Annotated in this window: 19 protein-coding genes and 2 pseudogenes; 8 read left to right on the top strand and 13 right to left on the bottom strand. The window is 68.3% G+C overall.

Annotated elements, in window-relative coordinates; all coding sequences use genetic code 11:
* The first annotated feature begins 30 nt into the window (after positions 1-30).
* Positions 31-1,629, top strand: a complete 1,599-nt coding sequence (locus tag SMIR_RS03120; protein WP_212726465.1) for an ISL3 family transposase — start codon at positions 31-33, stop codon at positions 1,627-1,629.
* 8 nt (positions 1,630-1,637) lie between these two features.
* Here SMIR_RS03120 and SMIR_RS03125 read toward each other — a convergent pair whose 3' ends face one another.
* The 4 genes from SMIR_RS03125 to SMIR_RS03140 form a co-directional block, all read right to left on the bottom strand.
* A complete protein-coding gene (locus SMIR_RS03125; protein ID WP_212726466.1) occupies positions 1,638-1,913 on the bottom strand; it encodes a hypothetical protein in 276 nt (91 codons plus the stop codon).
* 366 nt (positions 1,914-2,279) lie between these two features.
* A complete protein-coding gene (locus SMIR_RS03130) occupies positions 2,280-2,699 on the bottom strand; it encodes a hypothetical protein (protein ID WP_212726467.1) in 420 nt (139 codons plus the stop codon).
* 78 nt (positions 2,700-2,777) lie between these two features.
* Entirely contained in the window at positions 2,778-3,170 is a 393-nt protein-coding gene (locus tag SMIR_RS03135; RefSeq protein ID WP_212726468.1) for a hypothetical protein, read from the bottom strand.
* Between the two features lie 2 nt (positions 3,171-3,172).
* On the bottom strand, positions 3,173-3,460 hold the full coding sequence (locus SMIR_RS03140) for a hypothetical protein (RefSeq protein WP_212726469.1): 288 nt from the start codon (positions 3,458-3,460) through the stop codon (positions 3,173-3,175).
* 554 nt (positions 3,461-4,014) lie between these two features.
* Between SMIR_RS03140 and SMIR_RS03145 the strand changes: the two are divergent.
* Positions 4,015-4,476: pseudogene (locus SMIR_RS03145) on the top strand (transposase); the annotation flags it as partial.
* A gap of 19 nt (positions 4,477-4,495) precedes the next feature.
* On the opposite strand, the gene SMIR_RS03150 reads toward SMIR_RS03145, so the two are convergent.
* On the bottom strand, positions 4,496-4,897 hold the full coding sequence (locus tag SMIR_RS03150) for a peptidoglycan recognition protein family protein (protein ID WP_212726470.1): 402 nt from the start codon (positions 4,895-4,897) through the stop codon (positions 4,496-4,498).
* A complete protein-coding gene (locus tag SMIR_RS03155; protein WP_212726471.1) occupies positions 4,839-6,119 on the bottom strand; it encodes a hypothetical protein in 1,281 nt (426 codons plus the stop codon). Before SMIR_RS03155 ends, SMIR_RS03150 begins: the two co-directional genes overlap by 59 nt.
* A gap of 644 nt (positions 6,120-6,763) precedes the next feature.
* On the opposite strand from SMIR_RS03155, the gene SMIR_RS03160 reads away from it, so the two are divergent.
* A complete protein-coding gene (locus SMIR_RS03160) occupies positions 6,764-7,429 on the top strand; it encodes a hypothetical protein (RefSeq protein ID WP_168497519.1) in 666 nt (221 codons plus the stop codon).
* A gap of 191 nt (positions 7,430-7,620) precedes the next feature.
* A complete protein-coding gene (locus tag SMIR_RS03165; protein WP_168497517.1) occupies positions 7,621-7,968 on the top strand; it encodes a hypothetical protein in 348 nt (115 codons plus the stop codon).
* A 104-nt stretch (positions 7,969-8,072) separates the two neighbouring features.
* Here the strand turns inward: SMIR_RS03165 and SMIR_RS03170 are convergent, their stop codons facing one another.
* Positions 8,073-8,864 (bottom strand): hypothetical protein, encoded by a 792-nt coding sequence (locus tag SMIR_RS03170; RefSeq protein WP_168497515.1) that lies wholly within the window; start codon positions 8,862-8,864, stop codon positions 8,073-8,075.
* A 904-nt stretch (positions 8,865-9,768) separates the two neighbouring features.
* Complete coding sequence (locus tag SMIR_RS03175; RefSeq protein ID WP_212726472.1) at positions 9,769-10,656, bottom strand: hypothetical protein; 888 nt, start codon at positions 10,654-10,656, stop codon at positions 9,769-9,771.
* A gap of 164 nt (positions 10,657-10,820) precedes the next feature.
* Between SMIR_RS03175 and SMIR_RS03180 the strand changes: the two genes are divergently transcribed.
* Positions 10,821-11,219 (top strand): hypothetical protein, encoded by a 399-nt coding sequence (locus tag SMIR_RS03180; RefSeq protein ID WP_212726473.1) that lies wholly within the window; start codon positions 10,821-10,823, stop codon positions 11,217-11,219.
* Here SMIR_RS03180 and SMIR_RS03185 read toward each other — a convergent pair.
* Positions 11,177-11,704: a P-loop nucleotide/nucleoside kinase family protein gene (locus tag SMIR_RS03185; RefSeq protein ID WP_249938329.1), complete on the bottom strand. Its 528-nt coding sequence runs from the start codon at positions 11,702-11,704 to the stop codon at positions 11,177-11,179. The two genes, SMIR_RS03180 and SMIR_RS03185, sit on opposite strands and share 43 nt — an antisense overlap.
* Before the next feature lie 271 nt (positions 11,705-11,975).
* Here SMIR_RS03185 and SMIR_RS03190 point away from each other — a divergent pair, with 271 nt between their 5' ends.
* A complete protein-coding gene (locus tag SMIR_RS03190; RefSeq protein ID WP_249938330.1) occupies positions 11,976-12,725 on the top strand; it encodes an FkbM family methyltransferase in 750 nt (249 codons plus the stop codon).
* Between the two features lie 353 nt (positions 12,726-13,078).
* On the opposite strand, the gene SMIR_RS03195 is transcribed toward SMIR_RS03190, so the two are convergent.
* Positions 13,079-14,197 (bottom strand): PP2C family protein-serine/threonine phosphatase, encoded by a 1,119-nt coding sequence (locus SMIR_RS03195; RefSeq protein ID WP_248003243.1) that lies wholly within the window; start codon positions 14,195-14,197, stop codon positions 13,079-13,081.
* 638 nt (positions 14,198-14,835) lie between these two features.
* On the opposite strand from SMIR_RS03195, the pseudogene SMIR_RS03200 reads away from it, so the two are divergent.
* Positions 14,836-15,363, top strand: a pseudogene (locus SMIR_RS03200) (MFS transporter); the annotation flags it as partial.
* Between the two features lie 333 nt (positions 15,364-15,696).
* The gene (locus tag SMIR_RS03205) at positions 15,697-17,523 is read left to right on the top strand and encodes an AMP-dependent synthetase/ligase (RefSeq protein WP_168497509.1); all 1,827 of its coding nucleotides are present in this window, start codon (positions 15,697-15,699) and stop codon (positions 17,521-17,523) included.
* 25 nt (positions 17,524-17,548) lie between these two features.
* On the opposite strand, the gene SMIR_RS03210 is transcribed toward SMIR_RS03205, so the two are convergent.
* From SMIR_RS03210 to SMIR_RS03220, 3 genes are read right to left on the bottom strand one after another with little or no spacing between them, the layout of a single operon-like run.
* Positions 17,549-19,576 carry a PQQ-dependent sugar dehydrogenase gene (locus SMIR_RS03210; protein ID WP_212726475.1) on the bottom strand — a complete coding sequence of 676 codons (2,028 nt, stop codon included), beginning with the start codon at positions 19,574-19,576 and terminating at the stop codon, positions 17,549-17,551.
* Between the two features lie 12 nt (positions 19,577-19,588).
* Positions 19,589-25,096, bottom strand: a complete 5,508-nt coding sequence (locus SMIR_RS03215; RefSeq protein ID WP_249938331.1) for a glycosyl hydrolase family 28 protein — start codon at positions 25,094-25,096, stop codon at positions 19,589-19,591.
* Between the two features lie 11 nt (positions 25,097-25,107).
* Complete coding sequence (locus SMIR_RS03220) at positions 25,108-25,902, bottom strand: Tat pathway signal sequence domain protein (protein WP_168497505.1); 795 nt, start codon at positions 25,900-25,902, stop codon at positions 25,108-25,110.
* Positions 25,903-25,909 lie beyond the last annotated feature (7 nt).

The following is a 25,909-nucleotide window of genomic DNA, read 5'->3' on the forward strand; positions in this document are numbered from 1 at the left end:
GGAATGCGGTGTGGTCGACAGTGCTGCGCCGTGAACGAAGTACGGCCGCAGCTGGATGAGTTGCTGTTCTCCTCGGTGGAGGGCGTGTTCGTAGAGTCGGTCGAGGTGACCGACACGAGTGTCCGGGTCGAGGCCCGCACGACCGTCAGGCGGGCGGTCTGCCCGGGATGCGGGTGCTGGTCGGGCCGAATACACGGTTCGTACCTGCGATTTCCCTGTGATCTGCCAGCCGTCGGCAAGTTCGTCGTGGTGTCGTTACGGGTGCGTCGATTCGTCTGCGCGGAGGACTCCTGTCCGCGCAAAACCTTCGCCGAGCAGGTACCCGGGCTCACCCGCCGGTTCGGCCGGCGGACCGAGCGACTGCGAGCGATTTTGGTCTCGGTCGGTCTTGCGCTCGCGGGCCGGGCGGGCGCCCGGATGACGGACACCTTCGGGGCGCCGGTGAGCCGGAACACCCTGCTGAGACTGATCGCCTCGCTACCGGACCCGCCTACCGCCACGCCCCGCGTGGTCGGTGTGGACGAATACGCCCAGCGCAAGGGACATATCTACGGAACTGTCCTCGTCGACGTCGAGACACGTCGCCCGGTGGACCTCCTGCCGGACCGGGAGGCGGACACGCTGGCGGCCTGGCTCGCCGAGCGCCCCGGCATCGAGATCGTCTGCCGCGACCGTGCCCCCTTCTTCGCCGAAGGCGCCACCCGCGGCGCCCCGCAGGCCATACAGGTCGCCGACCGATGGCACCTCTGGCACAACCTGTGCGAAGCCGCCGAGAAATGCGTCTACCAGCATCGCGGCTGCCTGCGTCCCGTTCCGGCCCCGGCGGACCAACCGCAGGAGAAGGCGGAGCCGGCTGCGTCATCGCCCTGGCCGACGGGGTACCGGTTCGCCGAACGCACCCGCGCCAAGCACGCCACCATCCACGCGCTCCTTGACGCCGGACACAGCAAGCGGTCCGTCGCCCGGCAACTCGGCATGACCCTCAACACCATCCTGCGCTTCTCCCGCGCCACCACCCCGGAGGAGTTGTTCACCGGCCAGTGGCAAAGTCGAGCGACCAAACTCGACCCCTACAAGCCCTACCTCGACCAGCGCTGGCAGGAAGGCTGCACCAACGCCTGGAAACTATGGGAGGAGATCAAAGAACAGGGCTATCCACGCGGCTACGGCAGCGTCCGCGACTACGTCAGCAGGACACTTCGCGGCAAGCCCCAGCCGGTCGGGTCCCGGCCGCCATCTGCCCGAGCCGTCACACGCTGGATCCTCACCCACCCCGACGCACTGAACGAGAACGACCGACTTCACCTCAAAGCCGCCCTGGCCAACTGCCCCGAACTCGCAGCACTCGCCGAGCACGTGCGCTCCTTCGCCCACATGCTCACCCACCTGCAAGGCGACCAACTACCCGACTGGATCGCAGCGGCGACCGCGACCACCGAACTGCCCAGTCTCCGCCGATTCGCCCAGCATCTCGAACGCGACCTCGACGCCGTTATCGCCGGCCTCTCACAACCCTGGAACTCCGGCGTCGTCGAAGGCCACGTCAACCGGATCAAGATGCTCAAGCGTCAGATGTTCGGTCGCGCGGGCTTCGAACTCCTCCGCAAGCGCGTCCTGCTCTACGCATAGATCCCAGGTCAGGAGTCGTCCTCAACGAGTCCAAAACCATCAGGGAACCCCTCCAAGAACTCGCGGCGCGAAGGGTCGGCTTCCTCTGCAGCCATCGAACCGAGTAGGTCGATGAACTCGCTTCGCTGATCACTCGACAGCTGAGCCACCAGATGAGCGACACCCTCCAAGACCTTGACCGCGTCATCCGGATCCATCTGCTCGTCCTCGCACCCCTCAACGAACCAGAGGACATCGACCAAAGCCTCAGCCAGAGCACGGGTCAGCGAAAGGTACACAGGCATCGGAACGATCTCCCACCAGGCGGCTGATAGAGCGCGGCCACCTCACCACATGCCACTGACATCACTGTCGGTGAGGCATCCACAGAAAGTGGACCAGAGCCCGCGGTCACGTACAAAGCCAGTCGGGCCAATCGCCCGTCCCCGCAACCGTCCACCGGCTCGACGCCTACGTCAGCACGAGAGGCCGCCACGCCTCGCCCGCGCAACCGCTCCTGGATCAACGCCTGCCCAAGCTCACACTCGCGGCATGAGCCGAGACCCCGCCCGCGCGCACCCCCCGGGCACAGCGGTAGCGCTGCCCGCCCGACCTGACTCAGCGCCCGCTCCGCGCTCGGGTACGACCAACGGTGGGCCGGCTGTACGACTTCACCGCTCTCCCCGCGTAGGGATCTCACGGCCCGGGTGAGCCGCGGTGAAGTGGCCCCGGATCGCGGTCTCGATCCGCCCCCGCAGCACGGCCGCGCGGTGCCGTGACCGCTCGTTGAAGATCCGGTTGATGTCCTGCGAGCTGCCCCCCCCCAATGGCACGATGATCGGCTCTCGGCCCTCCGCGAAGGCGTCTTCGTCGCGTGCCCACCCGCAGCCGAGAGCGCACGGGAAGCGAACGATGCCGCTGCGCGGGTGCGGCCATATGTACGGGTACTCGGGCATCGGGATGATCGTCGCCTCCGGTGACGGCGCGAGCTCGGCCGCGCGGCGGGCGGCCTCGATCTCGTCAAACACCTCGCGCGGCGACTTCAGCGGCAGCGCGGCGAGGAGATCGTCCAGGTCGGCGTCGGTGGTCACGGTGTCCTCTGTCTCGTACGGTGGGACAGAATGCCACAAAGGGGGACGCCCGCCCCGACGTGCAGGGCGGGCGTCCGGTCACGGGTCGGCCGGATCGTCCGGCGGGGCGGGCAGGGCAGTCGGCTGCGAAGGGTGCGGGGCCGCGTCGGGACAGAGCAGGGCCAGGCGCTCGTTCGCCTGGTCGACGGCGTCTCGAAGGCTGCTGCCGTTGTTGGGATACACCTCGTGCCAGACGTGGCCGAGGCGTTCCTCCATCCCCGATACCCGCTCCATCACGCCCGGGCGCGCCGGGACCCCGGGGCGGCCCTCTTCCCCGTACCAGTCGTCGAGGAACTGGCTGGTGCGACGGAACAGGTGCGAAGCCGCCCGGATCAGCCGCCACAGGGCGGTGCCGCCGCCGACGAGGACCGATATGGCCCCGCCCCATACCAGCACCGTGTCGACGGCGGGGACGCCCGTTGTGACGTCCACGCCTAGCCCTCCCACACGAGCGTGGTCAGGACGGCGCTCGCGACCTCGACCTGGTCGTCCGACTGGTTCAGCAGCCGCACCCGCATGTTCCGGCCCGCCGCCAGACGCTTCGTCAGCGGCACGATGGCATAGGAGCCTCCGGCCGTGCCGATGACCTCGTGGATCGGGTGGTCCGCCTTCAACGCGCCCGCGTCGTCGTACTCGCTCATGCGGACCTGCACGACTTCGCCCTCGGGCAGGCCCTCGAACCGCAGGCTGAGCGAGCCGGTGAACCTCGCGGCGCCCTTCACGAAGGTCGGGCTGTTCGTCGCGTGGCCGTCAGGCTCGTCGGTCCACTCGGTGGTGAACTCGACGTCGTCCCACAGGCCCGGCGCGAGCTAGTGCTTTGACCGCATAGGTTCGCCGGGTTGGCGGTTGGATGAGTGGTGACGTTCGTTCCAACTCATCCGGTGGGGCGGACGACCACTGAGAACCGCACAGCCTGATCCCACCGCCCGGGCAGTACATGGCTCAACGCCGGCGCCGCTTCGGAAACAGTGCGCTGAGCGTCCCGGAGACAATCGCTCCGAATAGCAGCCATACCCACGGCGCCCCGCCCGGCCGATGCGAAACGACCGCAGCGTACGCGAAGAAGCCAAGGCCACCGCCCACCAGGGTGAACGCAAAGCCGCGAAGCCCGAACCACCACCTGGGGCGATCTATCTCTGGGGTCACACCGGGCATTATCCACGCTCGCTGGCAGGCCACGAGGCATCCCAGGAGCGATCGTCTCTGCAACACGGCGAACCTATGCGGTCACAGCACTAGGGCGCGTATCGAGTCGTGATCAATCTGCGGGATTTGCTCTCGCGGCGGGGTCTGGTCCGGTAGGCCTTCTTGCGTGACGCGAGTGACCGCGGGCCAGGCCGCGGACAGTCCGCAGTTCATCCCGGTGCTCAAGAAGTTAAGGGTCCGCGGCCCCGTCGGCCGTCCCCGCACCCGGCCGGACGCGGTCGCCGGAGACAAGGCCTACTCGTCCCGCGGCAACCGGGCCCACCTGCGCCAACGCGGCATCAAGGCAGTCATCCCGGAGAAGAAGGACCAGGCCGCCAACCGAAAGAAGAAGGGCTCCGGGGGCGGCCGCCCCGTCAGCCACGACGCCGACCTCTACAAGGAGAGGAACACCGTCGAGCGCCTGATCAACAAGCTCAAGGCCTGGCGAGGCATCGCCACCCGATACGACAAGACCCCGGACAGCTACCTCGCCGGCCTCCACCTACGCGCCTCGATGATCTGGATCAAAGACCTCACCCGGACCACCCATTGATCACGACTCGATACGCGCCCTAGTAGCTGTGGACGAGGCCGAGGTTGACGTAGTCGGGCACGGTGTCCGTCTCCTGTGCGCTGGGGCTCCAGCTCGCCGGGTGTGCCAGTCGCTCGGCGACGTCGGCCCGGAGCTGCGCCATGGTGAACGTGAAACGCCCGCGGCGGCCGTAGCCCTCGACGATCCCGGCCGGGTCGGGCTTGCCCTCGACGCTCGTTTCCAGGTGTCCGGCGACGCTTCCCCTGGACCAGCCGTGATGACGGCAGAGGGCCGCGTTGTACCGGACCCAGGTGTCGTACTGGGCGCGGGTGTAGGGGTCGACGCCGTTGCCGAGGTTTTCTACCTCGATCCCGTACAAGGCGTCATTGCCGTCGACGGTGCCAGTCGACTTGTCGGGCTTGGGGATCGGCCGCTCGGCCACGATCGCGTCGAACGATTTCTTCGCCGCGAGGCCGGCATTTGGCGCGACCGGCGGCGACGAGGACCAGGACGCCGTTCTTGGGCAGGTACGTGTGCGCGAGGGGTGCCGGCACCGTGGAGCTCTGCCCGCTGTAGGCGATCGCGTGGAGGGAGTTCGTCCCGGCCGTGTGGTGGTTCAAACTGCCGTAGACCGGTCCGAACTTCTTGCCCGTGGCAGCGTCCCGGCCACGGGTGGTCCACCAGACCTGGACGCTCTGGGAGCTGCCGCAGGCAATGGTGCCGACCGGGGGCGCGCCTGCGCTGTAGGCGCCGGTCTGGAGGTTGATCCATCCCTCGGAGGTGACCACGCCATCGCAGTCGCGGACGACGGCGACGGCGATCGGTGTCCCGTCCGGCAGGCACAGGCCGATGGTGGCGGTCGGCGTGGTCGGCGAGGCGCAGTCGTTCACCGGCAGGCAGACGCCGACGGTGGCGGTCCGCGTGTAGGCCGTGGTGCCGTCGAGGAGCGTGTCCGCCGTGGTGGTTCCGGCGTCGTCGGTGATGAACGTGCGCAGGAACGGGGCGGAGGTGCCATCGGCCTGGACGTCGCAGACGAGTTGCGCCGTCCGGTCCGCGGCGGTCCGGCACGGCACGATGGACGGCGCGGCCAGGACGGCGCCGGTGGCAAGATCGAGGTATGTGACGGCCGGATCCCCGCAGGCGGCGCACTTGAGGACGACCGCCGTGCCGGTGCCACCGGCGCCGTCGTCGTAGCAGACGGTGCCGAGGACGACGGGGGTATCCGCGGTGGTGTCCTCCGCCGGGCAGTCGACCGGCGCGACTGGCGCGTACGGCTGCGCGAAGTCACCATCCAGGAACGCGCCGAGGAGGGTGGGAGCGCCGCCGTTGCACGGGTCGAGGGCCCACACCTCCACGTACGTGACGTCCGCGGTGCCGTCGCCGCTGGTGTCGTCGCACAGGGTGCGGGTGGTGATCTGCCGGGCGCAGCCGTTGCTCTGGCCGCCGCACACACTGAGCGTCCCGGTCGGCGTGTAGGCCGCGCCGGTGGCCGGGGTGCCGACCCGGTCGCCGCTGGTGGTGTCGTAGACCGGCTCGACGAGGGCCAGGCCGGCCACGCTTCCGTCAGGCAGTACGTCGCAGAGGAGGACGGTCTCGACGTCGACGCGGCGCGTGGCCGCTACGCCGCTGACGATGACCGAGCCGCCCCCGCAGCATCCGCTCACAGAGTCACCCCCCGCGTGCCGAGGCGACCGGGGGCAAGCGGCGATAGACGTAGGAATGTTCCGGGCATGGACGCTTCCTCACGGGAGGTTCATCGCCCGGCCCAGAACCAGCAGCGTCCCCAAGGTTACCGTCAGCAGCAGAACCCACACGGGGAGCAAACGAGTAATGCAGGGCGAACGCCGCAGGCGCGGGAACACCGGCGACCCTCTCACCGAACACCTTGAGCTGGCCACGGCTACAAAGAGGACCGTCGACCGACCGAGGCCCGGTGAGTCGCGACCGTAAAGACATGGCATGACGGTGAGCCATCGACAGCGGCAGCACCGCAGAGAGTCGTTGAAGGGGACGGTCGAATTCAAAATCATGTGACGCTCCATCAGAATCCCTTGTAGCTGGGGGTTTACAGGGATGGCACTTCACCAGCTAGGCAGATGAGGGGCGAGTGGGGTGGGTTCCGTTGGCGTCACGGCGGGGGATATTCGAACCTCAGGTAATCCTCAAGCCAAAAGATGACTCTTGACGATCAACAGCTGGTCGATCACTGTCGTCACAGCTCTTCGGAGCGGGAGCGCCTGACTAGCGCAACCTAAAACAAGGGGCGGGGATCAATTTGCTAGGCGGCAATTCAGTGCGCCATCGTGTCATGCAGGCCGTAGTGGGGGGCTCTACAGCATTGGTGCTGTTCGGCGGCCTCGGGACGCAAGCCGCATTCGCAGATGACGGTGACACGACGGGCAATTCGGCGACCGTGCACGAAACGGCACCGGATGAGGTCGATGAGACCGATGCAGTAGAGGTGCCATCGAATCAGGTGGACACCGAACCCGACATTCCCAGCACTGACCCTGGACCGGGCAATCACCCGGGAAGTGAGTACTGCGACCCAATCAATGTCTACACGCCTACATACAAGGGCGGATATCACATGAAGGGCATTGGCGTCACGCAGTCCAACACCAACGCGACCAGCAGGAGTATGACGTCAACATTCACGTCGACGACCACCGGAACCGTTGGCGTCGCCGTTGCCGGCCACCTCTCCACCAGCGTCCAAGTCAGGATAGCCAAGATTGAGGCGAAGTACGACGTGACTCTCAGCGCCTCCGTGGCGGTCGGCATCTCCACTTCATCCGCCATCACGACGCCGGCGCACTACTCCACGTACGGGAAGTACGGCGTCTACCGACTGCGCAACCAAGGGGTCAGCTACCACTACTACACCAATTGCGTCACCACTTCGCACGTCACCGTGACCAGCTACACGCCTCACCACATAGGCTGGTACATCTGGGAAACGAAGAACGGATGAGCGCCTTCCAGCGGACTGGTCGCCTGGCTTGTGCCACCGTGCTCTCCGCCGTAGCCGCGGCGGGATGCACCAGCGGTCACTCCTCGTCGGCAGCACACCCCACGGCATCCGAGACAACCGGAAACGTCAGTACTACCGAGCCAAAGCCCACACCCTCGGATACGTCGCAAGCCCCACAACACACCGCCTCGGTGACCAAGCCCCCCAACCTTGCCGAGGATGGAGTCCCGGTGCTGGTTTCCGCTGCCGCCCTCAAAGGCAGCGCGGAATATCCCCTCAAGGGAGGCATCCGGGCGGGCAAGACGCTGGCCACAGCGGTGAATTGCCAAGGCGACGGAATTCTGCGGGTCACCTTGGAACCGACCGGGCTCAGTTTTCCACTGACGTGCTCGGAGGGGAACGTCACACCCACATTCAACGAAGTACGGTTTGCGTCCAACCATAAAGAGGCGTACTTCAAGTTCACCCCGTCGCCATCCTCAGACATCACATGGTCCTTTGCCGCGGGATGGGATCCGCACCCTCCCAAGAGGGAATAGTCTCGCGCTTTCGAAGAGTGAGCTGCCCGGTGGGGTGACCAACAGTCCAAACAGGCGGGGACCAGGTGGCCCGCTGCACCCTCGGTGCAGCGGGCCACACCCGTTTACAGCGTGATCGCGCTCGTCCAGGTGATGGTCACGGTTCCGGTGTTCACCGCGATGGCGAGAGGGCCGGTCAGTAGGGCGTCTGTGTCGCGGGCGATGGACCAGGTCGCCGCCTCGCCGGTGTGCAGGGTGCTGGGGCCGTCAGCGGTGGTGATGGTGCCAGTGCCGCCGTGCGCAACTGCGGTGACGGACTGGAGGGTCGGCCACGCGGCCGCATTCCACGTCTGTCTGGCAGCCAGCTCGACGCGGCGGACCTGGACGCCGACGGCCGCCTCGGCGCCTTCGTCGGTCTCGGAGCAGTCGGTCGGGGCGACCGGCGTGTACGGGGCGGAGAGGTCCGCGGTGTACGTGCCGATGCTGGTGACGGCCCCCGTGCAGTCGCCGGCAAAGAGCTCGACGTAATCGACGTCCGCGATGCCGTCGCCGTCCGTGTCGTCGCACCGGCACGCTTCGATGACGTTCCGTGCCGGGCAAGGCTGTTCCGCGCAGCACGAGCCTCCGGCCGCCTCGCACTGGCCCGCCTCGCCGGTGACCGTGTACGGCTGTCCGTCGAGGATGGTGTCCGTGACCACGGTGACCTCGCCGGTCTCACAGTCCGTGATGACGTTGCGGAGGAACTGCACCGCGCAACCGGTCTGGTCGTAGACCACTGCGGCGTTGAACGCGGACAGCTGCCACGCGGTGTGGCGTGGCGGCGGGCAGTTGGCCCCGCTGTCGTCGTAGGCGTCGAATGCCACCACGACGGCGATGTTCCCGGCGGCCAGGTCGGCGGCCGGGACGTCGGCCTCCACGGTGAGCGTCCCTGCCCACCCAACGGGCGTGTTGTTCGGAGGGCGAGGGCTACGCGATTCGCTTCGCCGGTGCCGTTGTGGAGGCCGAGGAAGCCTGTGACGGCGCAGCCGACGTCCGAGCCGAGCTGGGTGGCGTCGACCGTCACGGTCACGTGGGCTGTGCCGTCGTCGCATGCCGGCCGGGGCGCCTGGATGGTGGCGGCAGCGGTCCGTACGGTTCCGGTCGTGCCGGGCTGTGGCCCGGCGGTGGCGGGGAGGGTGAGTGTGCCGCCGTCCCACAGGGTTGGGGCCCCGGCCGTGGCCACGCCCGTGGTGTACGGGTAGTAGGGCGCTGGCGGGGTGTCGGTGATGGTCGGGCTCGGCGTGCCGTCGGTGGGCAGGTCGCACAGGAGGAGCGTGCTGGTGTTCCGGCACGGCGGCGTGCACTGGCCGACTACGCCCACGGCGGCGTACGGGGTGGTGCCGTCGAGGGTGGTGTCCTCGGTGCCGGTGAGGGTGCCGTCGCAGCTGTAGGTCAGGTGCCGCAGGAAGGCAGTCACGGTGCCGCCGCTGTCGGTGTCGCACAGCGGCAGCGTCTCGACGTCCGTGCACGTGCCGGGAACGACAGTGCCGCCGCCCGTGGACGCGCACTGTGCGGCCTGCCCTGTGACGGTGTACAGGTCGCCGTCGAGGGTGGTGTCCGTGACGGCGAGGACAGCGCCGGTGGCACAGTCGGTGGTGATCGTGCGGAGGAACTGCGCGCCGCAGCCGTCGGTGTCGTAGGCGTACGCGGCGGTGAAGTTCCGGGCCTCCCACTGGCGTTGGTCCGGCGGCGGGCACGTCGCGGTCTGGAACGCCTCCACGTCGAGCCAGACCGCGACGTCGCCGGCGGCCAGGTCCGCCGCGGGGACGTCCGCCTCGATGGTCAGCGTCTGGGGTACGCCGACGGGGGTGTTGAAGAGGCTGGTACCGGACGCGAGGACCGACCCGTCCGTGTGGAAGAGCCGGAAGCGGCCTGCGCCGGAGCAGCCTGCACCAGGGCCGAAGTTCTCGACCACGACGGACAGCGACAGGTGCGCGGTGCCGGCGTTGCAGCCCGGTGCGTCCGCCTGCAGCGTGGCGGCGACGAACCGGTGGACCTGAGTGATGACGCCCGGGTTGGTCGAGACGTCCGGGCCGAAGGTGATCGTTCCGCCGACCAGAGCGTGGCTCCGCCGCCTGGCCGGGCGATGAAGTCGCCGTTCGGGATGTCCGCGATGAACTGCTGCGGCGTGTCCGTCGCGACAGGGACGCCGGTGGATGGCTCGTCGTCGGGGAGGTCGCACAGCAGCAGCGTGTTCGCGTTGCTGCACGGTTCCGCGCACACGCCGACGGTGCCGGTGGCGGCGTACGGCGTGCCGTCCAAGCCGTAGTCCGTGTGCCCGTTGATCAGGCCAGTGGTGGCATCGCGCCGGTAGTCCCGCAGGAACGCGACCGCAGTGCCGTCCGCCTGGACGTCGCACAGGACGGTCAGGTCCAGGTCCGCGGCGGGCGTCCCGGTGCCGCCCGGACAGATGCTCAGTTCCCCCTGGAGCGTGTAGGTGTTGCCGGTGCCCGGGTCGACCAGGCGCACGGAGGACAGGGAGCCGTCCGGGTTGTACTCGTACTCCACGAGCACCAGGCCGAGGACGTCGCCGGTTGCCGGGTCCACATCACAGAGCAGCCCGGCGAGTTCGAACGCCCGGGAGTCCCCGCACGCGGCGGCGCCGACCGGGGGCGCCCCGGCGGAGAAGGTGCCGGTGGTGAGGTTGATCCACCCGTCCTGGGTGACCACGCCGTCACAGTCCCGGGTGACGACCACAGCGATCGGCGTGCCGTCGGCCAGGCACAGGCCGAGGGTCGCGGCCGGGGCGGCCTGCTCCGCGCAGGGTGTTGAGCCGCCGTCAGTTCCGGCGCCTGGCGGCGAAAGTGGAAGCGATCAACGCGGTTGCTGCGGTGATGACCACAGCCAGCGTCGCCGTGGCCTCCGGGAACCACCGCGCTCCGGAGCACCGGCCGGTGAACCGGCCGCCGGTCATCGTCCACCACTTCAAGTGGCGCGCTGGCGTACGACAGGACGTGGAACGGCGGGCAGCCCACTCGGCGGACGGCACGTGGCGGACGGCTTCCCCGGCCCGGCTGGCCGAGGCCCGGCGTCTGCTGGACCATCTGCGGCGGCACGGCGGCAGGATCGGCGTCGACTCGGCGGAGGACCTGCTCTTCCGGCCGGTGTCGCTCGATACGGTCCCCGGCTGGTGGGAGGAGGAGGCCACCCGGCTGGTCAACACGTGGCGGCCCCCAGCAGCAGGAGCGGGTCAGAACGAGCCAGGCTCGATGATCTCCTCGCCTTCATCCTGAGGGGGCTCGAACCGGACGTAGAAGTCATCCAGGGCCGACTCCGTCACAGCAAGAGCATTGGCGTCCCCGCGCCTGTTGCGCTCGTCGAGGCGGCGCAGCAACTCGGCCCGCTCGACGGGGAAGTACAGCAGCCGCCACCGGCCGCCGACGGACTGCACAAGCTTCTTCCACTCCTCGCGGTCGGAGCGCAGCCACAGGCCGTGATCGAGGACCACATCCCTGCCGGCCGCGAGGAGCCCGGCCAGGCGCTCGCGGACCTCGGCGACCACCGGGGCCTCCAGCTCGAAGTACTGGCGTTCCGGGTAGTCGACGCCGTACCGACCGTGCCGCTCGAATACCAGCTCATCGACGGACAGCCGAACCGCCCCGACCGGCTCCAGCCGCCGCTTCGCGTATGTCGTCTTACCCGACCCGGTCAGCCCGACCAGCAGATACACCACGGGCTCTGGCTCCTGGCCGGTTGTCGGGCTCGGCGCGGCCTTCACCTGCACTGTCCTCCTTCGCCGCGGGGATGCACCTGAGGCCCAGCTTGCCACCATCCATGCAGCCCGTGCGGCGCAACGGCCGCACCTCACCCATGGGGAACCATCGTGATCCCATCGCTCGCGCTCCGCGTACTGCGCGCGTACGTCCGGCACGCTCCTGGCCATCTCGGGAAGCCGTGGCTGGCCGGACATCTGAACACCCTGCTCAAGGAACACCCGCTCACGACGACCGCCCGCACCGGCTCGGGCATGGTCTTCCCGGTGGTGACCAGTGACGACATTCCAGCGGTACCTGTACCTGTTCGGCGTGTGGGAGCCGCACCTGACCGCGTTCATCTCCGGCCGGCTCACGCCCGGGGACACCTTCGTCGATGTCGGCGCGAACATCGGCTACTACAGCGTGCTCGCCTCCCGGCTCGTCGGCCCGACCGGCCGCGTGGTGGCTGTCGAACCCTCCCCCGACTTCCACCAAGCGCTGGTCGCGAACGTGCAGGGCAACGGCTGCGGCAACGTCCGTACGGTCAACGCCGCCGTCTCCGACAGCCCTGGGCGGATGACGTTCTATCTGGAGCGCTCCACGAACCTCGGCGGCACCACCGCTGTCCGCCCGCGCACCGTGGAGTCGTCGTTCGAAGCCGACGCGGCGCCGCTTCCCCGGCTCGTACGCGAGGAGGAACTGGCCACCGCCCGCCTGATCAAGAGCGACGTAGAGGGCGGCGAGGCTGGGGCGGTACACGGGCTGCTCCCGGCGCTCCCCCGGCTCCGGGATGACGCTGAGATCCTCGTCGAGGTCACTCCACGCCTCCTGGCCAAGCAGGGCCAGACCGTGGACGACGTCCTGGGGCCGCTGCGCGAGCACGGATTCCACGTGTACCGGATCGCCAACGACTACGCGGCGGCCAGCTACCCGGGGGCGGTGCGCCGGCCTGTGCCGCCCGTGCGCTGGAGGGAGCCGATCACCGAGATGACCGACCTCGTTCTGTCCCGCACGAAGGCCGAGGTCCTCCCGCCGATCCGGTGAGAGTCGCGCGGTCAGGCGCTGGTCGGGCCCCTCAGAAGCTGTCACATCCTCTTTCTGCAGGTCATGGCATTGTGATGTGTGATCATGATCCGGTCTGCCGTTCGGCTGGTCGTCGATGGACGGGCGACCGAACGGCAGTAACGGATGCCGCACCCACGGCACAACCGGGGCCCGGCGTCGTCGTCCGTGACCACGACCGGCCTCGGCCGGGGCACCGCGTCCCTGCCCATGCAGGCCACCGTACGACCGACGTCGTCGCCGAGGGCAAGGTCGTCGCCCAAGACACCGGCTTCAGGCACCTCGAACGAGTTCCGGCGCCTGAAACCTGCGCAGGTCAGCGCCTCGTCTCAGGCTCAGCGGTTCGGGCGCCGCCGGGCGACGAGGGCAGCGATGTCGTCGTGGAGCTCGCCGCCGCTGTAGGTGATCAGGTCGCGGTGGAGATGGTCGAGGAGTTGGTGGGGCGCCTCGCCGCTCCATGAGCGGATGCGTTCGGCGAGGGGGTAGAAGGCGCCGGAGCAGTCGCGTGTCTCAGTGACTCCGTCGGTGTACAGCAGGAGCTGGTCTCCGGGGTGGAAGGGGGCGAGGTCGACGTGGTACCCGTCGCTCATCAGCATGCCCAGGTTGAGCGGCGGCGAGGGAGCGGCGGGCTGCAGTTCCCGGACCTCGCCGCGGTGCATCAGTAGCGGGGGCGGGTGGCCGCAGGTGACGGTCCGGACGACCGGTTCGTCGTCCGGGATCTCGGCGAGGAGCGCAGTGATGAAGCGTTCAGCGATCTCCGAGCCCGGGACCCCCGGGTACTGGGACGCGTGGCGGCTCATGCTCGTCTCCAGGCGGCACGCGAGGTGGGGCAGGTCGGGCGCGTCGTGGGCGGCCTCGCGGAAGGCGCTGAGCAGCGTCGCGGCCGTCCGCACCGCGAGCAGGCCCTTGCCGCGTACGTCGCCGATGAGCAGCCGTACGCCGTGCGGGGTGCGTATCGCCTCGTACAGGTCGCCGCCGATCCGGGCTTCCGCCGCGGCGGCCAGGTAGAGGCTCTCGAGCGTGACGTGCCCGAGGTGTCGCGGTACCGGATGCAGCACCGCCAGCTGGGCGGTCTCGGCCACCGAGCGGACCTGAACCAGCTGATGGGCACGTCGGCCCAGCAGACGGTTGAAGAAGACGGCGAATGCCGCAATCGCCACGAGGGTGGCCAGCTCAGAGTAGGCGGTCGCATCCCGCAGCCCATTGAAGTCCACCATCAGGCCGACAAAGATGGCGCACGCGCCCACTCCGGTGAGCACGGTCCCCCGCAGGGACAGCAGCGCGGCGGCAGAAACCATGGCCGTGGCGAGGAAGGCATCCGGCCTCACATCGCGGGGTGTGAAGAGGCCGAAGAGCAGGCCGCCGAACAGCAGCAGAGCAGGCAGCACGGGCAGCAACCTGTCCCGCGCACCGGCGCTGTGCGGGACTCCGCGTTCCTGAGGAGACCTCGCCACCGTGCCGCTCCCTCGCACAGGTCGAGCGGCAGCCTGGGCCCGGAAGCCAGGCCACCGATTTGGGTAATTTTATCGCCCTTCGCCCGTAGCCCACGAACAATCCGGTGACCTGGTGGTGACGCGCAGCCATCACCAGGTCACCGTGCCGTTCGGGGACGAGATCGATGGAGAAGATGCGCAGAAGGTCACCGGGGTTCATCTTCGGTGAGCTCCGGTTCCATGCCGCCCATGAGGGCCGCGATCGCTCTCCTGACCAGTTGAGCAGCAGCCAGCCCCTCTCGCAGCCGCCTGAAGATCCTTCCATTACCGTTCGGGCGCCCGCCCATCGACGCCCAACCCAACGTCAAGCGGGATCGCTACCGCGCGTCACGACCCCGTGACCTGCGAAAAGAGGATGTGACACAGCTTCTCAGCGCGTCGAGATCCGGTACTCGTCCACGGAGTACGACTCCCGCTGATCCTCCTGTGGCTGGGCCGCGCTCCGACGCTGGAGGGGCGTCGGGCCGGCTGCGTCCCGGCGGTTGTCATTCCGGAGCGCGCGCTCCCGGTTCGGGTACGTACGGTGCGCCACGCCTTCCAGCATGTCAGAGGGTTACGGCTCCTCTGGCCAGCTCGTCAACCGGAAGCCCGCCGCTTGGGTTCCGGCGCGGCTGACCATAGGCGGCGGGCTGCTCCTGGTCGGCTCGGGCGCGTTCTGCCAGGCCGTGCTGGACGCGGGCACGAGCTGGACGGTGCTGGTGCCCGGCCTCGTCCTGGTCGGCGTCGGCACGGGCTTCGTGTCCCCCGCCATCGCGGGCGCCGCGCTCGCCGCCGTACCGCCGGAGCGGGCGGGCATGGCGGGCAGCGCGGTGAACACGGTCCGCCAGCTGGGGTACGCGCTCGGGGTCGCCGTCTTCGGCACGGTGCTGACCTCCCGCATGCAGGACACTCTCTCGCACGACGCGGCCCACACCCTGGCCGGCGGCGGCGCCGGGGCACTGCGCGGCCCTCTCTCCGAGCACACCCTGCGGGCCGCGTTCGCCTCGGGGCTGGACTCGGCGTCGGTGGCGGCGGGCGTGACGGGGATGGTCGCCGGTGCGCTGGTACTGGTGTTGGTGCGGACGCCGCGCGCTGTGACGGACACGGCCGAGGCACCGGCGAAGCGGGCGGCGGCGTCCCGCGCATGACACCGGTGAGGGCCCGGTCATGACACCGGCGGAGCCGGTTCCGGAGCCACCGGGACCGGCTCCGGCGGAAGCCGCACGGCACGGAATCGGAACATCCGTGTCCGGTATTCGGCGCCCCGTGCCCCGTAGGAGGGTCGTACAGATTCCGTGGAGATTACGGGGCCGAAACTTACGCGAGCGTAGGGAAGATGTCCGGTCCCTTCCCCTTGTGCGGGCATTTTCTCGACTGACCAGTGCATATGCCGCACCCTCCGGCGCTTTGACCCCTCTCCCGCCCGGCCGCTGGGTGGGGTAGCTTCCAAGGCGCTGTGCGGAGCGCCACTAGGAGCGGGATTGCGCGAGTTCACCAACCCTCCGTTGGCGTCGGCGCCGCCGGTGGGCGGCCTGGCCGACGTCGTGTTCGACCATGCCCAGGAGGACCCGCTGCGGGCCGCGTTCGGCCGCAAGGACGAGAACGAACAGTGGCGCGATGTGACGGCCGCCGAGTTCCGCGACGAGGTCCTCGCCCTTGCCAAGGGACTGCTCGCCCAGGGAATCCGATTCGGCGACCGAGTCGCGATCATGTCCCGTACCCGCTACGAATGGACACTCTTCGACTACGCCTTGTGGACGATCGGCGCCCACGTCGTCCCCATGTACTCGACGTCCTCGGCCGAGCAGGTCTTCTGGATGCTGCACGACGCACAGGTGTCGGCCGCGGTGGTCGAGCACGAGGACCACGCGATGACCATCGCCACCGTGATCGACCGGCTACCCCAGCTGCACAAGCTCTGGCAACTGGACTCGGGCGCGGTGCAGGAGCTCTACGAGGCGGGCGCGGGCATCGACGACGAGGTGGTGCACCGGCACCGGCGCGCCGTCACCCCCGAGTCGATCGCGACGATCATCTACACCTCGGGCACCACGGGCCGCCCCAAGGGCTGCGTCATCTCGCACGCCAACTTCATGGCCGAGGCGAGCACGGTCATCGGGCTCATGGAACCGATCTTCACCTCCAAGCGCGACAACGGTGCGTCCACGCTGCTGTTCCTGCCGCTCGCGCATGTCTTCGGGCGGATGGTCCAGGTCGCGGGAGTCCTCGGGAAGGTCAAGCTGGGCCATCAGCCGCAGATGCATGCCGCCGTGCTGCTGCCCGACCTGGCCGCGTTCCAGCCGACGTTCATCCTGGCGGTGCCGTACATCTTCGAGAAGGTCTTCAACGCGGCCCGCCGCAAGGCCGAGAAGGACGGAAAGTCCGGAGCCTTCGAGAAGGCCGTGGAGGTCGCGGTCCGCTACGCGGACGCGATCGAGGCGAAGGCGTGGGGGATCGGCGCCGGGCCGTCGGCGAGCCTGCGGATGCAGCACCAGTTCTTCGACAAGGTCGTCTACACCAAGATGCGCGCCGCCATGGGCGGCCGGGTCAGACACGCGGTGTCGGGCGGCTCCGCGATGGACCGTCGGCTCGGGCTGTTCTTCGCCGGCGCGGGCATCCAGATCTACGAGGGATACGGGCTCACCGAGACCACCGCCGCCGCGGTCGTCACCCCGCCCGAGCGGACCCGGTACGGGACGGTCGGCCAGGCCATTCCGGGCACGACCGTGCACATCGCGGACGACGGCGAGATCTGGCTGCACGGCGGCAACATCTTCCAGGGCTATCTCAACGACCCCAAGGCCACCGACGCCGCACTGCACGACGGCTGGCTCGCCACCGGCGACCTCGGTTCCCTCGATGAGGATGGCTTTCTCACCATCACCGGGCGCAAGAAGGAGATCCTGGTGACCTCCGGCGGCAAGAGCGTCTCGCCGGGCGTCCTGGAGGAGCGTGTCCGCGACCATCCGCTGGTCGCCCAGTGCATCGTGGTCGGCAACGACCGGCCGTACATCGCGGCGCTCGTCACCCTCGACTCCGAGGCCGTCGAACACTGGCTCCAGATGCGGGGCAAGGCGCGGCTGTCCCCGTCCGACCTGGTGCGCGACCCGGACCTGGAGACCGAGGTGCGGCGTGCGGTGGTCGCCGCGAACACCCTGGTCTCGCAGGCCGAGTCGATCCGTACGTTCCGGATACTGGCGAACCAGTTCACCGAGGAGCACGGGCTGCTGACGCCTTCGCTGAAGTTGAAGCGGAAGGCGATCGAGAACGCGTATGCGACGGAGGTGGAGGCGTTGTACCGGTCATGAGCCCGGTACGACGCCTCCGGTCCGGCTAGTTGATGCTCACCTTGAAGATCTTGTCCGAGCCGTCCGCCGCTCCTCCGTTGTTGTCGCAGTTGGTGGTGGAGAGCCAGAGCTGGTCGGCGCCGGGTACCTTGGTGACCGTGCGCAGGCGGCCGTAGGTACCGACGTAGTACGCCGTCGGCGTGCCGACGTTCTCCGTGTCGCCGGTGATGGGGACGCGCCACAGCCGTTCGCCGCGCAGGGACGCCATGTAGACGACGTTGCGGACGATCGCGATGCCGCTGGGTGACGCCTCGGAGACGTTCCAGGTCGCCTTCGGGTTGGTCATCCCGGAGATGCTGCAACTGCCCTCGCAGGTCGGCCAGCCGTAGTTGGCGCCCGGTTTGATGAGGTTGAGTTCGTCCTTGGAGCTGTTGCCGAACTCGGCCTCCCACAGACGGCCGTTGCGGTCGAAGGCGAGGCCCTGCGGGTTGCGGTGCCCGTAGCTGTAGACGTAGTTGCCGAACGGGTTGCCGGGGGCGGCCTTGCCGTCCGTCGTCATCCGCAGGATCTTGCCGTTCAACGACGTCTTGTCCTGGGCCAGTTCGGGTGTCTGGGCCTCACCGGTGGAGACGTAGAGATAGCCGTCGGGACCGAAGGCGAGGCGTCCGCCGTTGTGGTAGCGGTTCTTCTTGATGCCCTGGAGGAGGATCGTGTAGTCGGTGAGGGAGCTGCCGTCGTAGGTCATGCGCACGACGCGGTTGCCTTCGGAGGCCGTGTGCATGAAGTACACGTAGTGGTTGGTCGCCCACTTCGGGTCGACGGCCACACCCAGCAGTCCGCCCTCGCCGTTCGTGGTGACGGCGTTCGGCACGGTTCCGACCTGGGTCCTCGTGCCGTCCTTGGCGACCTTCCAGACCCGGAAGTCGTCCCGCTCGGTGACCAGCGCCGTCTGCCCGTCGGGCATCCAGTACGTGCCCCACGGGATCGTCCAGCCGCTGGAGACGGTCCCGATGGACGAGGGGACCCCGCCGTCGGTGGCACAGGCCTTGGTCGTGAAGGTGACCGTGTTGCTCTGCGGCGACACGTTGCCGGCCGCGTCGCGCGCCACCACGTTCAGCGTGTACGGGCTGTTGCAGGCGAGTCCGGTGAGCGTGGTCGACGTACCGGTGACGCTCTTGTAGACCGTCGTGTCGCTGCGCACGTCGTAGCCGACGACCGCCTTGTCGTCGGTCGAGGCGCCCCAGCTCAGGTCTGCGCTGGTGGCCGTGACGTTCGAGGAGGTGAGGGTGCCGGGTTTGCCGGGCGGGGTGGTGTCGGAGCTGGGCCGAGTCGTGCAGTCGACGACCGGGCTGGCCTGGGAGGCGTTGCCGGCGGCGTCGCGGGCGATGACGGTGAGGTTGTAGGTGGTGTTCGGACTCAGGCCGGTGAGCACCTTGGAGGTCGCGTCGCCGGCCGCCTCGCCGAGCTTGTTGCCGTGCTCGTAGAGGTCGTACGCGGCCACGCCGACGTTGTCCGTGGAGGCGCCCCAGGAGAGGGTGAGGGCGTCCTCGCCGATGGCCGAGCAGCTCGGCTGGCCGGGTCGCGACGGGGCCTGGGTGTCCGCCGAGGCACCGACGCTGACGCGGTCGAGGTTGGGACCGCCGTTCGCCGTGGTGGCGGTCGCGCGGATCTTGTTGGAACCCGCGTCGAGCTGGACGTTCACACTCTTCGTCGCCCAGGTGTTCCAGTCGGTGGTGGCCGGGAAGGAGACCCCGGAGGCGACGACCGTGCCGTTGACGGAGAGGTCCATCGGGCGGTCGGTGCTCGTGCCGTTGGCGTAGCGCAGGGCCAGCGAGGAGGTGCCGGCCGTGGCCGCGCTCACCGTGAACTCCACATATGAGCCGGAGATGTTGGTGTAGTCGACGAAGCCGGTGCCGGTGTAGCCGGTGTGGTTGGTGGCGACGGCGCCCTGCGAGATCGTGGCGTCCTCGGCCTGGTAGTCGGTGGCCGCCTGCGCCGCCGTGCCGGTCAGTGCGACGAGCGGCACGGCCAGGACGAGCGAGAGGCACCAGGGCAGCGCTCTGTTGAGTTTCATGGGTTCGTCCCCTCAGCCCGTGTACTGGGCGAAGACCTTGAGGTAGTCGTACGGCTGCTGCGACACGCCGCTGCAGGAGTCACCGTCGGAGCCGGAGCCGCAGGCCCGGTCGCGGTTCACCGACCAGTAGGTGAGACGCCCGATGTGGTGCTGCTGGGCGTAGGCGAGCATGGTCTTGAAGTCGGCGACGCGGACCAGTTCGCCGGAGTCGTCGGTCTTGCCGTTCATGGACGACAGGCCGATGTGCGCGTACGCCGTCGCGTCGCTGTATCCATAAGCCGACTTGACCCGCGCCTTGAGGCCGTCCATGGCCTGGGTGGTGAGCGTGCCCATGTTCGTGGTGCCGCCGCCGAAGTCGAACGGCATGATGCACCAGATGTCGTTCGCCAGGCCCGAGGCGGCACCCCGCTTGATCATGTCGACGCCGGTGGAGTCCGGGCCGCTGGTCGTCGTACCGAACGTGATGATCGTCTTGAGCCCGGAGTTGTTGGCCTTCACGATCTTCAGCGCGTCGATCACGCGTTGCCGGACGGTGGCGTTGCTCCACTCGGTGTTCTCGATGTCGATGTCGATGACCTTGAGGCCATAGGCGTTGATGACCTTCTGGTAGGCACCCGCGAGCGCCGAGGCGCTGGAACACTTCTCGCCGAGCTTGGCGCCGCTCCAGCCGCCGATGGAGACGACGACGTCACCGCCGGCCGAGCGGATCGCGTTGATCTTCGACTGGTCGTTGCCGCCGGTCAGCGGGCGCGAGCCGTCCCACTTCGGGTTGCAGGAGCCGTCGGAGAGGACGAACGCGAGCGTGAACCACTTCACCCCGGTCGCCGACATGACCGACGTCGGGTTCTGCGGGCTGCCCCAGCCGAGGTACTCGTAGGGCGCCACCGCCATGCCGGGTGAGGCCGCGGCGGCCTTCGGGGCGGTGCTCACCGGCTTCACCCGGATCAGGCGTGTCTCCCCCGGGCGCAGGGTCGCGCTGTACGAGTCGGCGATCGTGCCCTTGTGGGAGCCCGACCACAGGTCCGTGACGTCACCGGAGCCGGTGAAGCCGACCTGCGACCAGTTCACACCGACCGTGGAGTTGCCCGACGTGCCGGTGTTGAAGAGGGCGACGACGTACTGGCCGTCGCTCTCCTTCTTGCTCCAGACCTGCTTGACGCCACTGCTGACGATCCGTTTCGCGGCGACGCCGTCCTGGTCGACGCCGATGAGGCGGTCGTTGGTCAGCATCGGCTTGTCGACGGAGTCGAGGTTCGTCAGGTCCGTGCCGAGGAGCAGGGGCGCGCCCGCCATCGCCCACAGGGTGAAGTGCGAGCGGCGCTGGTCCGCGGTGAGGCCCACCTGGTCGCCGTTGCCGATCTCCAGCGAGTCGAGGTCGTTCCAGCCGCCCGGTCCCGCATACGCCTGCCAGTTGGCGGCCGAGGTGAAGCGGGCGGAGACGTGGGACCAGTCGGTCAGCGGATAGCCGCTGCCGTTCGCGCCCGAGCCGCAGTAGCACTCGACGTCGCCCTGGGTGCGCCAGCTGTTCGCCAGGGACTTCCAGGTGGAGGCATCGGCGATCGGCAGGTTGTTGGAGAGGGCGAAGGTGATGGGCCGGCCGGTGGCCCGCAGTGCCTTGTCCCAGGCCTGGACGTCGGGGATGTCGGCACTGCCCACGCCGTCGATCTTCAGGTAGTCGACTCCCCAGGAGGCGAACTGCTTGGCCCATGAGTTCACGAACTCCTGGGCGCCCGGCTTCCCGTAGTCGATGTAGTACATGTTCTTGCAGTTGTAGTTCTTCTCGGTCTTCGAGGTGTCCGCGATGTCGGCCGCGTGGTGCGAGGTCCCCTCGATCGGTGTGTTCTTGGTGACGGCGTTCTTGGCGATGCCCGGCGTGACGTAGAAGCCGAACTTCAGTCCCTTGGAGTGGATGTAGTCGGCCAGCGCCTTGATCCCGGAGGGGAATTTGGCGGTGTCGACGCTCCAGCGTCCGTAGGAGTCGACGACGAATCCGTTCGCGTCGCACTTCTGCCAGAAGTCGTCGAGGTTGATGTGGACGAAGCCGTGGTCCTTGAGCCCGCTCGCGACGAGCGCGTCTGCCTGGGCCTTGATCTTCGCCTCGGTCGGCCAGCGGCGCACGAAACTCCAGCTGCTCCAGCCCATGGCGGGGCGGAGGGACTGACCGTTGTCCGAGTAGGTGCCGAACGAGGGCGGGGACGTGGACCTGGACGTGGCCGCCGGAGTGGCGTACGACGTGCCGATCCAGGCCTCGTCGATCCGCAGCCGCTTGTAACGGGTGGTGTCGGTGGACGCGGCCCAGGTGCTGTCGACTTCGAGGCGTACGTAACGGGCGTTGGCGGCGGTCAGGTCGATCCCCTGGATGCCGCGACGGCCGGCGAGCTGACCGGTCTTGACCGCGCTGCCCCAGGTGGCCCCGTCGTTGCTGAGGAACACCTTGTAGTCCTTGATACGTGCGGACTGCTCGGTGTCGGAGCGCGCGTAGGCGACGGAGTCCTCGCGCTGGTTGAGGCCGATGTACTGGACCTTCTTCGCGCTGCCGAGGTCGAAGGTGAGGTTGACGGGCAGCGTCTTGTTGCTGTCCCAGTAGGTGAGGTAGTCGCCGTCGCCCGCGGCCGCCGCGCCGTGACCGCTCGCCGAGGCGCTCGCGGACATCGTGACGCCGGACGCGATGCCCTGGCGGCCACCCGTGGTGACCTTGAAGACGGTGTCGTACGGGTCCCAGTTCGCCAGGCCGCTCAGGGTGAGCACGCCGCCCGACTGGGACCACGGAACGGCCGCCCCAGTACGGAGGTTGGTGACGGAGGCGATGCGGTAGCCGTTGTCGCGGATGCGCAGGGTGCCGGTGCTGGGCGGGGTCAGTACGTGGATGTAGTGGAGGTCGGGGTCGGTCTTGCTGACCGTGGTGACGCCGTGGGCCCCGTCGTTCCAGAAGCCGGGCTTGAGGCCGCCGTACATGTAGCCGCCGCCCTCGGTGCCGTGCAGCGATTGCCAGATGGGGCCGAGGTAGGAGTTGGCGAAGTTGTTGAAGGCCTCCTGGTTCGACGGGAACTTGCCGTTGACCTGCGCGGTCTCGGCCATCAGCGCCTTCACGGACGAGCCCGCGTTGGTGATCAGCCGGCCGAGGGTGAGCATCTTGTCGACGGACGGGTTGGAGCCGTCGTACCACCACGCCCCGCTCGACGGGAGCTTGAAGTCGGCCTCGGTGAGGCGGGGTTGGGCCGTGTAGACGGCCTGGGGGTAGTCGTAGGACGGGTTCATGCCCGTCTTCTGCTCATTGCTGATCATGTCCATGATCGGCGTGTCTTCGTTGTTGTTGCTGAGCGTGTAGTTCGGGCGCTTCTGCTGGATCTGCGCGTAGAGGTCGTGGCTCTCCCAGTACGCGTTGTCGTTGTCGATCCAGAAGCCGCCGAGGTCCGGATAGCGGTCCATGACCTCGAAGAAGTTGTCGTAGCTGAAGCGGCCGAAGCCGTCGCGGGTGGTGAGGTCGACGTCGGTGCCCTTGTAGGCGGAGTACGCGGCCGAGTCGAGCCATTCGTGACCGCCCTCGTCGTGCCACTGGGGGTCGTCGGTCATATAGAGGACGACCTTGAGACCCTTGGCCTTGGCTGCCGTGATCAGCTCACCGAGAAAGTCCCGCTTGGTGGAGCAACTGCCGGGGATCTTCGAGGGCCAGGGGCGGGCGTAGCCGAGGCGGCTGTGGAAGGTGGCGAGGACGAGGTACTGGGTGTGCAGTTTCTGGGCCTCGTTCACCCAGTAGTCGGGGGTCCAGCCGCCGTTGGTGACGTCGTTCTCCCAGGCGGTGCAACTGGTGTGGGCGGGGGCGGTGCGTTCGCCCCAGTGCAGGAAGAGTCCGCCGACGGAGCCGCGCAGGAAGGCCTGGCGGGGGTTTTCGAGGTCGAGCGGCTTCACACCTGTGTGCGGCTGCTGCACGGCTTTGGTCGTCACCGCCGTGCTCTTGGCTGCCGTACCGCAGTTCTCGCTGGAGCCGCTGTTGGAGACCCTCAGCGTGCCGCCCGAGGTGTTGTGGCTGTCCGTCAGGCAGTAGCCGGTGACGTTCTGGAAGCCCATGTCGTGGGGTGAGTTGCTCCCCCGCTGGGCCGTGAACCGGGTGATCCTGATCCCGTTCGCGGCGTTCGCGATGAAGGCCGGGCGTCCGTCGTCGGCCGCGTACTTCACCGAACTGTCCGTGAAGGTGACGTTGTCGGCGTTGTGGAGGTACCAGCCGTACGCGGGCCGCGTGCCGATGGCCTTCGGGTTGTAGTCGCCCGGGTCGTTGCTCGGCACGGCGGTGGACATGGTGCCGTTGCCGCCGGGAACGGTGATGTTGACGTTGGTGAAGGTGACCCCGTTGATCCGGTGGCCGCTCTCGCCCCACAGCGTCGGGCTGAAGGACGGACTCACCCCGGTCGCCGTGATGTTGTCGTACGTGACGTTGCTGATCGAGCCGACGCCGGGACTGTTGCCGCAGCGCTTTCGGGTGCCGATCTTCTGCATGATCGGCGAGTGGACGCCGGTCATGGTGATGTCTCGGTAGTGGACGTCGGAGATCTTCGCGCCGTCCATGGAGACCATACCGAGCCCGGACTTGTCGGAGCCCTCGATGCGGATCTTGGCGAACTGGTAGTCGGAGAAGTCGCCGCAGGTCTCGGAGCCGAACATCAGGGCGTTGCAGCACACCGCCGACAGATAGGAATCGCTCACCCGCACATGGCCGTTGGGGAGCTTGGCGCCGAGCGCGTAGTCGCTCTTGAAGACGAGGGCGTCGTCGTTGGCCTTGATGTCGGCGTTCGTGACCGTGACGTTGGTCGTGCTGATGATGTTCCAGCCGTCGCGGTCGCTCGCGGTGTCGATGGTCAGGTGGTCCGAGGTGACGTTCGTACAGCCGTTGATGAGGGCCGCGAAGTGCCCGCCGCGCCGCAGGGTGAGGCCGTCGCCGAGGTGCAGGCCGTCGCAGCGGGTCAGCGAGAGGATCTTGTCGGCCTCGCCGGACTTGGGGTTGCCGGTGATGAGGTTGCCGAGGCCGTCGATGACGCCCTCGCCCACGAACCCGATGTTCTTCAGCTTGTCGCCGTAGATCATCGCGTTGTGGAAGTGGCTGTGCCCGTAGTCCTGGTAGGCGTCGTTGGGATTGGCCTCGGGCGGGTCGTAGGTGTCCGCGCTGGAGCCCTGGATCGTCGCGCCCTTGTCGACCTGGAGCGTGACATCACTCTTCATGTGGATGGTGTTCTTGGACTTGTACTGGCCGGCCGGGAAGCGCACCGTGCCGCCGCCGGCCGCGTTCGCCGCGGTGACGGCCTTGTTGATGGCGGGGGTGTCGTTGGTGGAGCCGTCGCCCTTGGCTCCGTAGGCGTGGACGTCGAAGACGGCGGCGTGGGGCGCTTCGGCGGACGTGGACGTGGACGTAGGTGCGGTGGCGGTTCGGGGGGCCGCGAGGGCCTCGGGGTGGGTCAGGCCGAGTACGACGGCGAAGGCGAGGAAGACGCTCGCCGACCAACTCCGCTTTCTCATAGGGGGTTTCATGGAACGGCTCCTCACACCAGTTGGTAGCCGCGCAGGTTGGTCAGCAGCAGGTAGCAGTCCTGCAGGGACCCGGAGGTGTCGCCGAGGGACCGGTAGATGCCCCACTTGGGGCGCACCCGGTCGGCGAGGAAGGTGTCGACGCCGGACTTGGACGCGTCGATGACGGTGGTGGAGCCGTTCTTGAGGATCCAGCGGATGGTGCCCGCGGAGCCGTTGCCGACCTTGATCTGGAAGTCGACGTCGATCCATTTGTTCTGCAGCGGCTCCAGATCGGTGCGGCCGACGAGGATGTCGTCGATCGCGAGCTTCAACTCGATGGTCTGCACCCCGTTCACCCGCCGCAGTGACTGCACGACGATCGGCGAGGTGCCGGTGCCGGGCTGCTTCATCTGCATGATGTGGGTGAAGGTGGTGGTCGCCTTCAGCGAACTCGGGATGTACATCGAGTACGTGACCCGCCAGGTCTGGCCCACGGTCCACTTGAGGTAGTCACTGCCGCTGCCGTTACGCAGGCCCGTGACTTCTTGGCGCTGGCGGTCCGTCGAGGTGTCGCGGTCGACGGTATGCATGTTGAAGCGCCAGTTGTCGCCGGTGGCGAAGATGTGCGGCCGGCCCGCGGGGTGCGAGTCGGCGCGGTCGTCCTCGATCGTCTCGAAGGCGCCGAGCTTGTCGCTGCTCGCCGATGGGGACCACTTCAGCTGCCAGGAGGCGGCGTGGGCGGCGGTGGCCGTCGCCGGGATGCCGACCGCGGCTCCGGCGGCGCCGCCGAGCGCCGCGCCGAGCAGGGTTCTTCTGGTGGTGCTCATGGCTGAC

Origin of the sequence: Streptomyces mirabilis, from assembly GCF_018310535.1 — a bacterium.
GTDB lineage: Bacteria > Actinomycetota > Actinomycetes > Streptomycetales > Streptomycetaceae > Streptomyces.